Raw genomic sequence first — 9752 nt, forward strand, 5'->3', positions numbered from 1 at the left:
AACTGTGGGAGCGGGCTTGCTCGCGAAGAGGGTGTGTCAGGCACAGAGTTGTCACCTGACACACCGCTTTCGCGAGCAAGCCCGCTCCCACAGTTTGGATTTATGGTGTTTGTCAGATGCCGGCCAGGGCCAGGTCCATCGCAAAGTAAGTGAAGATCAGATCCGCACCGGCACGTTTGATCGCGCCGAGGCTTTCGCGCACCACGCGATCTTCATCAATCGCGCCCGCCTGAGCGCCGAACTTGATCATCGCGTACTCACCGCTGACCTGATACGCCGACAGCGGCAGGTTCGAGGCTTCACGGATGTCGCGGATGATGTCCAGATACGCACCGGCCGGTTTGACCATCAGCGCATCGGCGCCTTCCTGCTCGTCCAGCAGCGATTCGCGCAGGGCTTCGCGGCGGTTCATCGGGTTCATTTGATAGCTTTTGCGGTCGCCCTTGAGCGCGCTGCCACCGGCCTCGCGGAACGGGCCGTAAAGCGCCGAAGCGAATTTGGTCGAATAGGCCATGATCGGAATCTGAGTGAAACCGGCCGCGTCGAGAGCCTGACGAATCGCCCGCACCTGACCGTCCATCGCCGCCGACGGCGCAATCACATCAGCGCCGGCACGGGCCGCCGCCACGGCTTGTTTGCCGAGGTTGACCAGGGTCTGGTCGTTATCCACTTCATGGTTGTGCATCACGCCGCAGTGGCCGTGATCGGTGTACTCGCAGAAGCAGGTGTCGGACATCACGATCATTTCCGGCACGGCATCCTTGGCGATGCGCGACATGCGCGAGACCAGACCGTTTTCGCGCCAAGTGTCGCTGCCGTTGCCATCCAGATGATGGGACACGCCGAAGGTCATCACCGACTTGATGCCGGCGCGGGCATAACGCTCGATCTCGCCGGCCAGTTTGCGTTCGGGGATACGCATCACCCCCGGCATGCTCTTGATCGGCACGAAGTCGTCGATTTCTTCCTCGACGAAAATCGGCAGCACCAGATCGTTCAGGCTGAACTCGGTTTCCTGGAACAGACTGCGCAGGCTCGCATTGCGGCGCAGACGGCGGGGACGTGCTTCGGGGAACTGACTGGACATGGGGCTTTCCTGAAACCTGCAGATGAGACGAAAGTCGTAGGGGGCGAAGCTTATGCCTTGCGGGGGGCGCGGTACAAACCTGGATCAATCAAGAGTGCATTACCGCGTACGCAATAATCGCGGGCTTCCCCCCCGATGCATTTTGCGGTCAGAGCGTCAGCTGTCCTGCAATGCACGTCACCACAGACCCGCCGACCCAGATTTCATCGCCAAGTCGGCTGATCCGAATCCGCCCTGCCCGGCCCATGCTCAAGCCCTGACTGACCGTATAAGCGTCTGGCGCCATGCCCTCGTCCAGTAACCATTGGGCAATCCCGGCATTCAAGCTGCCGGTGGCCGGGTCCTCCGGCATCCCATCACCGGAAATAAACGCACGGACCTCGAACTGGGCCTCATCGCCGTCACGCTCAGGATTCCACGGTGCTATGACGCCAACGGCCAATCCCAGCATCTGTGAATGGTCCGGTTGCAGAGTCAGCACCTGCTGCCGGTCCTTGAGCATCACCGCCAACCACCCAGCGCCGTTGTCCACCCATTGCGCGCGGACAATGGCGTCGCCGCTAAGTCCCAGCCCCCGCTGCACCCGCGTCATGACTTCGGCTTCGACCGGTCCCGACCTTAGCAATGGCGGGGCGAGAAACGCGAGTTCTGCGCCCTCGCGGCGTATCCGTACCAGCCCGACGCCGCACTCCTGAATGATGTCATTGCCTTTGGGCACCCCACCTGCTTCCAGCCAGGCATGGCAGGTGCCGAGTGTCGGATGACCGGCAAACGGCAATTCGCTCAGGGTCGTGAAGATCCGCACCCGATAATCGGCGCGCGGATCTTGCGGTTCAAGAATGAAGGTGGTTTCACTCAAATTGGTCCAGGAGGCAAATGCGGCCATGCACTGATCGCTCAGAGCGTCGGCGCCAAAAACCACCGCCAGCGGATTGCCTTTAAGCGCTATCTGGCTGAAAACATCGACTTGCTTGAAATCGAATGAACGCATACACCGTCCTTATTGAGGAATGCTCAAGCCACGCACCACCGCCGGCCGCGCCACAAATCGCTCCAGCACACGGGTGACATTCGGGAAATTCTGAATACCAACCAAATCACCCGCCTCGTAGAAACCAATCAAATTACGCACCCACGGGAACGTGGCGATATCAGCGATGGTGTAGCGCTCGCCCATGATCCAGTTGCGGCCTTCCAGGCGCTTGTCGAGCACATTGAGCAAGCGTTTGCTTTCATCCACGTAGCGATCACGCGGACGTTTGTCCTCGTAATCCTTGCCGGCGAATTTATTGAAGAAACCGAGCTGGCCAAACATCGGGCCAATGCCGCCCATCTGGAACATCAGCCACTGGATGGTTTCGTAGCGCAGTGCGCCTTCCTGTGCCAGGAGCTGACCGCTCTTGTCAGCCAGATAAATCAGGATCGCGCCGGACTCGAACAGCGGCAGCGGTTGGTCCTGCGGGCCGTGGGGATCGAGGATCGCCGGGATCTTGTTGTTCGGGTTCAGCGACAGGAACTCGGCGGACAACTGATCGTTGCTGTCGAAACCGACGCGGTGCGGCTCGTACGGCAGGCCGATCTCTTCAAGCATGATCGAGACTTTGACGCCGTTGGGGGTAGGCAAGGAATAGAGCTGAATCCAGTCGGGGTACTGCGCCGGCCATTTCTGGGTGATCGGGAACGCGGACAGATCGGTCATGGGAAGCATCCAGTCACAAAAGAGACCCGATCATAATGCACGAATCGTCACATCCTGCGGCTAACGTGCAAAAGCCAGGATCGAACCAAACCGGCCTCAGGGGACTCTGAGCTATGCCTTTATTGCAAAGGACGCCGTTCACGACATGGAAAACACCCGGTGCTGGGAGCCCGAGGTGCAGAGGTTTGTCAGCCTTAACCGAATATGCTGAAGAACCTTTTATTTCATGACGAACCTGCTGAGTTTCGCCAAACGCTTCAAACAACGCGCTTATGTGGCCCTGCCCTCGCTGCTGGCAGTCAGTGCATTGTTTCTGTCACTTGAGTCCAGTGAGAGCCGCGCACAACCGGTCGACGGTACCCAGACGCTGGTGTTTTTGCGCCACGCGGAAAAACCCGAGGGCGGTCTCGGTCAACTCAAATGCCAAGGCCTCAATCGCGCCATCGATCTATCGACGCTGCTGCCGGAAAAGTTCGGCAAGGCCAATTATGTGTTCGCCGCCAATCCGACGCGCAATGTCGAGGAAGGTGAGCTGGACAACTCCTACAGCTACATTCGTCCACTGATGACCATCAGCCCCGCTGCGATCAAACTCGGCCTGCCCGTGAATATCGAGTTTTCGGCCAATGACACCAGCGACCTGGCCCGCGAACTGCTCGAAGACAAGTATCACAACTCGACGATCTACACCGCCTGGTCACATGGCTATCTGCCGGAGCTGATCAACAAGGTGGCCGGCAAAGCGGTGGGTGAGAAACAGACCATCACCGATGATTGGGCCTCCAGTGATTTCGATTCGCTGTACGTGCTGACACTGACCTGGCACAACGGCAAGGCCAGTTTGCAAAGCCACAGCTACAAGCAAGGGCTGGATCATGGCAAGCAAACCTGTCCCACCTGATTGCGATGTCGCCTGATCCGGCGCTTTCGCGAGCAAGCCCGCACACAGGGGGGCAGTGCCGTTCACAAAACCCATGTGTGCGGGCTTGCTCGCGAAGTGGCCATTCCAACATCAATTTTTCTGACTCACCCGCTCACGCAGATACTCAAGAACCGCCCCCCGCTCCCCGGCAAACTCGATCCGCCCGCCCTTCTTCTCCCGCTGAAACACATACATCGGGTCGTAATACTCACGCAGCAGCCCCTCGATCCAGCCGCGATGCAGATCTACCGCACCGCTACGCCCCTGCTCGGCCAGCGCCTCTTCCATCGACATCAACATCCGTTGATGACGTTCGCCACCCAAACGCTTCTGCACGTTATTCAGGCTTTCCAGCAGCCGCTCCGAGAACAGCACGAATCCATCTTCGCCATGCACCGCCGAAAATTCCGCCGACAGGTCCACCACATAGTCACGCAGAATCCGCTCGACACGATCCTCAAAACTGTCTTCCAGCCAGACCATCGGGTACTGCTGCATGCCCTGATACATCGGCAGCGGCAACGCACAACTGCCGACCACCCGGCTTTCGTCCTCCAGCACAAACTGCTCGATGCCCGCCTCGCGCTTCTTGAGGATGTCGATTGACAGACGGTTTTCAAAATCGATATTCGACGGCTGCCCGGTGGCACGTTTACCAAAACTGGAGCCGCGATGGTTGGCGTGTCCTTCCAGGTCCAGCCCATTGCGCAACTGCACCAGCACTTCGGTTTTACCCGTGCCGGTCATGCCGCCCAGCAAGACGAAATCACATTGCGCGATGGCTTGCTCAAGGGTGTCGATCAGAAAACTGCGCATCGCTTTGTAGCCACCACCGACGCGTGGATAGTCGATACCGGCCTCGTCACGCAACCACTGCTGGGTGATCTGCGAACGCAAGCCACCCCGAAAACAATAGAGATAACCATCAGGATGGGCCCGGGCGAAGTCGGCCCAGGCCTGAATGCGCTCGGCCTTCACCGCACCGGACACCAGTTGATGGCCCAATTCGATGGCCGCTTGCTGACCCTGCTGTTTGTAGCAGGTGCCGATTCTCTGCCGCTCGATGTCGTTCATCAGCGGCAGATTGACCACACCGGGAAACGCGCCGTGGGCAAATTCAATCGGCGCGCGGGCGTCCATCAGCGGTCGGTCGTTGAGGAAAATGTCGCGGTAATCCGTGCAGTCTCGGAGCATCAAATCACCTCGACTGCGGTGGTCTGTCGCTCAACCAGTTCGCCGATTGGCGCAAGGTTCAGGCCCAGTTCGGCGGCGACGGCGAGGAACTCGCCATTGCCTTCAGGCGTTACGGCAATCAGCAGGCCCCCGCTGGTTTGCGGGTCGCACAGCACACGCTTGTGCAGTTCCTGCACGCGGCCGACCTTGCTCGAATAGCTGTCGAAGTTGCGCAACGTGCCGCCGGGCACACAGCCCTGATCGAGGTAATACTCGATGCTGTCCAGACGTGGCACACGGTCATAGGCGATGCGCGCCGTGAGCTGGCTGCCATCAGCCATTTCCACCAGATGCCCGAGCAGGCCGAAACCCGTGACGTCGGTCATCGCGGTAACACCGGCGAGTTTGCCGAAACGGCTGCCGGGTTTGTTCAGGGTACACATCCAGTCGCGGGCCACACCGACATCGGCGGCGCGCAACTTGCCCTTTTTTTCAGCGGTGGTGAGGATGCCGATGCCCAGCGGTTTGGTCAGGTACAGCAGGCAACCGGCCGTGGCGGTGTCATTGCGTTTCATGTGGCGCTTTTCGACAAGACCGGTGACCGCCAGACCGAAGATTGGCTCCGGCGCATCGATCGAATGCCCGCCCGCCAGCGTAATCCCCGCCTCGTCGCACACCGCACGCCCGCCACGAATCACTTCCCGCGCCACTTCCGGCGCCAGCACATTGACCGGCCAGCCGAGGATCGCAATCGCCATCAGCGGATCACCGCCCATCGCATAGATGTCGCTGATCGCGTTGGTGGCGGCAATGCGGCCGAAGTCGAACGGGTCATCGACAATCGGCATGAAAAAGTCCGTGGTCGACACCACGCCGCGCTCGGCATCGATCTCATACACCGCCGCGTCATCACGCGAGGCGTTGCCGACCCACAGTTTCGGGTCGAGGTTCTGCGCGCCACTGCCGGCGAGGATCACCTCCAGCACCTGCGGGGAAATCTTGCAGCCGCAACCGGCGCCATGGCTGTATTGGGTCAAACGAATCGGCTCGCTCATGGGGAAGTCTCTGGCAGGGAATGGGGCGGATTCTAGCAGAGCGCGGGGTGGCGGATTTGTGCGGTGAACCGCAGGAGCCCTTCGCGAGCACGCCCGCTCCCACATTTGGAATGCGTTCGCCTGCGGGAGCCAGTCTGCAGGCAGAGCAAGCGCGCTCCCACTGGGGATTTTCAACGTTCAAGAAAGAATTGGTACGGCTTATGCAAACGTTTGCGAGCCGTCAATCCCGGCATTTTCGTCACAAAACCCTACAGGCCCGCAGACCCGGGCCTTGATCCGTAAAAAAGGACTTTGAATGCACAGCGCATCCCTTCTTCGCGCCCCATTTGCGCGCACGTTTGCTGTTTCCTTGCTACTGGCCGGCGTTACCGGACTTCTCAGCCAAAGTGCTCTGGCGCAATCGACGCCAACCGAAGAGTCCGCCCAGGGCGAAACCCTCAGCCCCGAAGCCAGCCCGTCGAAAAAAGGGGCGTACCTGTCGGATTGGTACAACCAGGACCTGACCCTGATCGGCAGTAAAGACATCAGCTTCGGCCCGCAACCGTCCGACGATATCTACCTGGAATACGAGTATTTCGGGCGCAAAGGCCCGTTCGAGCTGTACGGCTACATCGACGTGCCGAAGATTTTCAACATCGGCAACAGCCATGACAAAGGCGTGTGGGACCACGGTTCGCCGGTGTTCATGGAGCATGAGCCGCGCATCTCCATCGACTACCTCGCCGGCCGTAGCCTGGCCATCGGCCCGTTCAAGGAATGGTACGTAGCGTTCGACTGGATATACGACCACGGCAGCCGCAAAGAGAACCGCGCCAATACCCTCTACAGCGGCTTCGGCACCGACATCGACACTCATTCGCGGGTCAATCTGTCGGCCAACCTGTATGGGCGTTACCAGTGGGAAAACTACGGTGCGAGCAATGAGTATTCCTGGGACGGCTACCGCGCCCAACTCAAGTACATCATCCCCATCGACAGTTACAGCAACGGCGCCTCGCTGACCTATACCGGCTTTACCAACTTCGATTTCGGCTCCGACATGCACAAGGACAATCCGGCACGCACCGCCAACGCCACGGTGGCGACCAATGTCTTGTTGTACTCGTTCACGCATTTGCGCTTCACGCTGGTGGGGCGTTATTTCCACAACGGGGGCAACTGGGAGGACGGCAGTGAGTTGAACTTCGGCGACGGTAATTTCCGCGCCCGTTCCAACGGCTGGGGTTACTACGCCGGCATCGGTTATCAGTTCTGAATTCAGGAGATGTTCATGCAAGCAATGATGCGAGTTTCACTGGCCGCAGCCGCCCTGCTCTCTTCCACGGCGTGGGCTGTCGAAGCGCCGATCCAGCCCAAGGTTGTCCTGATCACCATGTTCGCCCCCGAGGCACAGAACTGGATTGATCGCTTGGAGCTCAAGCAGCAAATCCGCGTGCCGGGGCTGTCCGCCGAATACCCGACCATCCGCTGCAACACGCAGCAGGTGTGCCTGTTGACCACCGGCATGGGTCAGACCAACGCCGCCGCGTCGACCCTGGCACTGGCCTTGTCGCCGAAATTCGACCTGCGCAAAAGCTACTTCCTGATCGCCGGCATTGCCGGGATCAGCCCCAAACACGGCACCCTCGGCACCGCCGCGTGGGCGCATTATCTGGTGGAGTTCGGCACGCAGTGGGAGCTGGATTCACGCGACGCACCGTCGAGCTGGCCGACCGGTTATCTGGGAATCAACACCCAGGGCCCGAACGAAAAACCGCCGCTGGACTACAAGACCGAAGTCTTCGAACTCAACCCGACGTTGCAGGCCAAAGCCTTCTCGCTGAGCCACAACGTGGAACTGAGCGAGAGCAAGGAATCTGCCGCGTGGCGCCTGAAATACCCCGCCGCCCCGGCCAATCAGCCGCCAGTCGTCACTCGCTGCGACACACTGGCAGGCAACACCTGGTTCTCCGGCACGCGCCTGAGCGAACGGGCCGAGGTCTGGACCAAACTGTTGACCGACAACAAGGGCGAATACTGCACGACTCAACAGGAAGACAACTCGACTTATGAAGCGCTGCTGCGCGCCAGCCGCGAAGGTCTGGTCGACGTGCAGCGCCTGGCCGTGGTGCGCGCCGGCTCCGACTTCGACCGCCCGGCCCCGGGCGGCAGTGAAGTGGACAACTTGCTCAAATACGCCGATCAGGGCGGCTTCGTCCCGGCACTCGAAAACCTCTACCGCGCCGGTAATCCGCTGGTGCAAGACATCCTCAAGCACTGGTCTGCCTGGGAAAACGGCGTCCCGCAATCCTGAACCTCACACGATAAAAACGGTGAGCGCGGGCTTGCTCGCGAAAGCGTCGTATCAGTCGATATTTCTATTGCCTGACACACCGTATTCGCGAGCAAGCCCGCTCCCACCGTTTTGCTTTGTGGTGTATCAGGGAATCAGGATGACCTTGTCGCCACTGCCCTGATTGACCTCGGTATACCGCGCCAGACCTTCGGCCAGCGGCGCTTCCACCAGCCCTTGCGGCAACGGAAGCAAGTCTTCATCGAAGAGGCGCCCGAATTGTTCCAACATGGCCGCGCACGCTTCAACGCCGTACAGCAACGAGTTGATGCCGACCACCGAACCGCCCTTGCGATACAGCGCCAATGCCGGCAACTGCACATGGCCGTCGGTCGGTGCGGCGATGATGGCGATGCGGCCGAACGGCGCGAGTGCCGCAACGGAGGCCGGCAACCAGAAACCAGTGGTGTCAAAGATCACATCGGCACCGCCGGCATACACCGCGTTGACCTGCGCGCCGAGGTCTTCAGGTTTATCCAATTGCAGCGTCTGGTAGCCCTGCGCTTGCAAGTCCTTGACCTGCTCCGGCCGCCGCGCCGCTGCCAACAACCGCGCGCCGCGAACGTTGGCCAACGCCAACGCCGCCGTGGCCACCGCACCGCCGCCGATCACCAGCAAACGGGTTTCGGCGGTTACCAGACTGCGCTCCAGCGCATCCCACGCCGTGGTGTACGGCACGCCGAGGCTGGCAGCCTGGGCGAAACTCAGGTGCGACGGTTTATGCGCAACGCCCTTGATCGGGAGTTTGACGAATTGCGCATGGGAGCCATCGGCGAAAAAACCCAGCTCACGCCCGGTGCCCCAGACTTCCTGACCGATCAACGCCTGCGGGCCTTGGACCACAACCCCGGCAAAATCCCGCCCGGGAATGCGTGGCAGCGTGGTGTAGGGAAAACGCCCGAGGACGTTTTTCACGTCGCTGGGGTTCAGGCCGGCGGCCTTGATCTCGACCAATACTTCATCATCGCCGGACACCGGGGTCGGCACTTCAACGTAGCGCAGGGAAGACAAGTCGCCGGTTTTATCGAATTGCAGTGCTTTCATGGACACATCCACCGAATAAGAAAGAGGGAACTCAGGACAACCAACCGGCCACCAGTTGCCGGCCCATCGGCCACAACTGCTCACCCGCGAGCATGCCCAGCAAGCCAACCAGCGCAATGGCCGGTGGGGCTGGAGAACGGAAATCCAGCGCACCGTAGAGCAGGCCGACACCAAGGCCGATGCCCAGCGAAATCAGGTAGTTCATGGAGAAAACTCCGCCGCGTAAAGGGAATGGGCAGAGTCTAGGGAAAGGAGGCCGTCAGTACCGGCCAAGGACTTCTGAATATCGGCCAAATGCCTGAAGTACGTCGACAATCCCGGTGTGAGCGGGCTTGCTCGCGAAAGCGTCGTACCAGTCGATATTTCTATTGCCTGACACACCGCCTTCGCGAGCAAGCCCGCTCACACCGGGATTGTCGACGTACTTCAGGCATTTGGCC

Annotated in this window: 10 protein-coding genes and 1 pseudogene; 3 read left to right on the plus strand and 8 right to left on the minus strand. The window is 60.2% G+C overall.

Annotated elements, in window-relative coordinates:
• Window positions 1-112 precede the first annotated feature (112 nt).
• From hemB to K5E40_RS33620, 3 genes are all read right to left on the minus strand, one after another.
• The gene (gene hemB, locus K5E40_RS33610; RefSeq protein ID WP_221734359.1) at window positions 113-1087 is read right to left on the minus strand and encodes a porphobilinogen synthase; all 975 of its coding nucleotides are present in this window, start codon (window positions 1085-1087) and stop codon (window positions 113-115) included.
• A gap of 148 nt (window positions 1088-1235) precedes the next feature.
• Window positions 1236-2078, minus strand: a complete 843-nt coding sequence (locus K5E40_RS33615) for a PhzF family phenazine biosynthesis protein (RefSeq protein ID WP_221734360.1) — start codon at window positions 2076-2078, stop codon at window positions 1236-1238.
• Window positions 2079-2087: 9 nt separating this feature from the next.
• Window positions 2088-2786 (minus strand): glutathione binding-like protein, encoded by a 699-nt coding sequence (locus K5E40_RS33620; protein WP_221734361.1) that lies wholly within the window; start codon window positions 2784-2786, stop codon window positions 2088-2090.
• Window positions 2787-3012: 226 nt separating this feature from the next.
• On the opposite strand from K5E40_RS33620, the gene K5E40_RS33625 reads away from it, so the two are divergent.
• On the plus strand, window positions 3013-3687 hold the full coding sequence (locus K5E40_RS33625) for a histidine phosphatase family protein (RefSeq protein WP_221734362.1): 675 nt from the start codon (window positions 3013-3015) through the stop codon (window positions 3685-3687).
• Between the two features lie 111 nt (window positions 3688-3798).
• Here K5E40_RS33625 and mnmH read toward each other — a convergent pair whose 3' ends face one another.
• Window positions 3799-4902 carry a tRNA 2-selenouridine(34) synthase MnmH gene (mnmH, locus tag K5E40_RS33630; protein WP_221734363.1) on the minus strand — a complete coding sequence of 368 codons (1104 nt, stop codon included), beginning with the start codon at window positions 4900-4902 and terminating at the stop codon, window positions 3799-3801.
• Complete coding sequence (selD, locus tag K5E40_RS33635; protein ID WP_221734364.1) at window positions 4902-5936, minus strand: selenide, water dikinase SelD; 1035 nt, start codon at window positions 5934-5936, stop codon at window positions 4902-4904. The genes mnmH and selD overlap by 1 nt, the downstream gene beginning before the upstream one ends.
• Before the next feature lie 295 nt (window positions 5937-6231).
• Between selD and K5E40_RS33640 the strand changes: the two genes are divergently transcribed.
• Window positions 6232-7191 (plus strand): nucleoside-specific channel-forming protein Tsx, encoded by a 960-nt coding sequence (locus K5E40_RS33640; RefSeq protein WP_221734365.1) that lies wholly within the window; start codon window positions 6232-6234, stop codon window positions 7189-7191.
• A 15-nt stretch (window positions 7192-7206) separates the two neighbouring features.
• Complete coding sequence (locus K5E40_RS33645) at window positions 7207-8229, plus strand: purine nucleoside permease (protein ID WP_221734366.1); 1023 nt, start codon at window positions 7207-7209, stop codon at window positions 8227-8229.
• A gap of 126 nt (window positions 8230-8355) precedes the next feature.
• Here K5E40_RS33645 and K5E40_RS33650 read toward each other — a convergent pair whose 3' ends face one another.
• The 3 genes and pseudogenes from K5E40_RS33650 to K5E40_RS33660 form a co-directional block, all read right to left on the minus strand.
• Window positions 8356-9312, minus strand: coding sequence for a zinc-binding alcohol dehydrogenase family protein (locus K5E40_RS33650; RefSeq protein WP_221734367.1), 957 nt, complete (start codon window positions 9310-9312; stop codon window positions 8356-8358).
• 31 nt (window positions 9313-9343) lie between these two features.
• Window positions 9344-9517 carry a DUF1427 family protein gene (locus K5E40_RS33655; protein ID WP_095138741.1) on the minus strand — a complete coding sequence of 58 codons (174 nt, stop codon included), beginning with the start codon at window positions 9515-9517 and terminating at the stop codon, window positions 9344-9346.
• 54 nt (window positions 9518-9571) lie between these two features.
• Window positions 9572-9752, minus strand: a pseudogene (locus K5E40_RS33660) (hypothetical protein); the annotation flags it as partial.

Origin of the sequence: Pseudomonas baetica (assembly GCF_019733355.1) — a bacterium.
In the GTDB taxonomy this organism is placed as follows: Bacteria; Pseudomonadota; Gammaproteobacteria; order Pseudomonadales; family Pseudomonadaceae; genus Aquipseudomonas; species Aquipseudomonas baetica_A.

What these genes read in the sequence shown, in the direction of transcription:
- K5E40_RS33650 (WP_221734367.1), bottom strand. Translation starts at nt 9,312, where the DNA reads ATGAAAGCACTGCAATTCGATAAAACCGGCGACTTGTCTTCCCTGCGC.
- selD (WP_221734364.1), bottom strand. Translation starts at nt 5,936, where the DNA reads ATGAGCGAGCCGATTCGTTTGACCCAATACAGCCATGGCGCCGGTTGC.
- K5E40_RS33625 (WP_221734362.1), top strand. Translation starts at nt 3,013, where the DNA reads ATGACGAACCTGCTGAGTTTCGCCAAACGCTTCAAACAACGCGCTTAT.
- K5E40_RS33640 (WP_221734365.1), top strand. Translation starts at nt 6,232, where the DNA reads ATGCACAGCGCATCCCTTCTTCGCGCCCCATTTGCGCGCACGTTTGCT.
- K5E40_RS33655 (WP_095138741.1), bottom strand. Translation starts at nt 9,517, where the DNA reads ATGAACTACCTGATTTCGCTGGGCATCGGCCTTGGTGTCGGCCTGCTC.
- K5E40_RS33645 (WP_221734366.1), top strand. Translation starts at nt 7,207, where the DNA reads ATGCAAGCAATGATGCGAGTTTCACTGGCCGCAGCCGCCCTGCTCTCT.
- K5E40_RS33620 (WP_221734361.1), bottom strand. Translation starts at nt 2,786, where the DNA reads ATGACCGATCTGTCCGCGTTCCCGATCACCCAGAAATGGCCGGCGCAG.
- K5E40_RS33615 (WP_221734360.1), bottom strand. Translation starts at nt 2,078, where the DNA reads ATGCGTTCATTCGATTTCAAGCAAGTCGATGTTTTCAGCCAGATAGCG.
- hemB (WP_221734359.1), bottom strand. Translation starts at nt 1,087, where the DNA reads ATGTCCAGTCAGTTCCCCGAAGCACGTCCCCGCCGTCTGCGCCGCAAT.
- mnmH (WP_221734363.1), bottom strand. Translation starts at nt 4,902, where the DNA reads ATGCTCCGAGACTGCACGGATTACCGCGACATTTTCCTCAACGACCGA.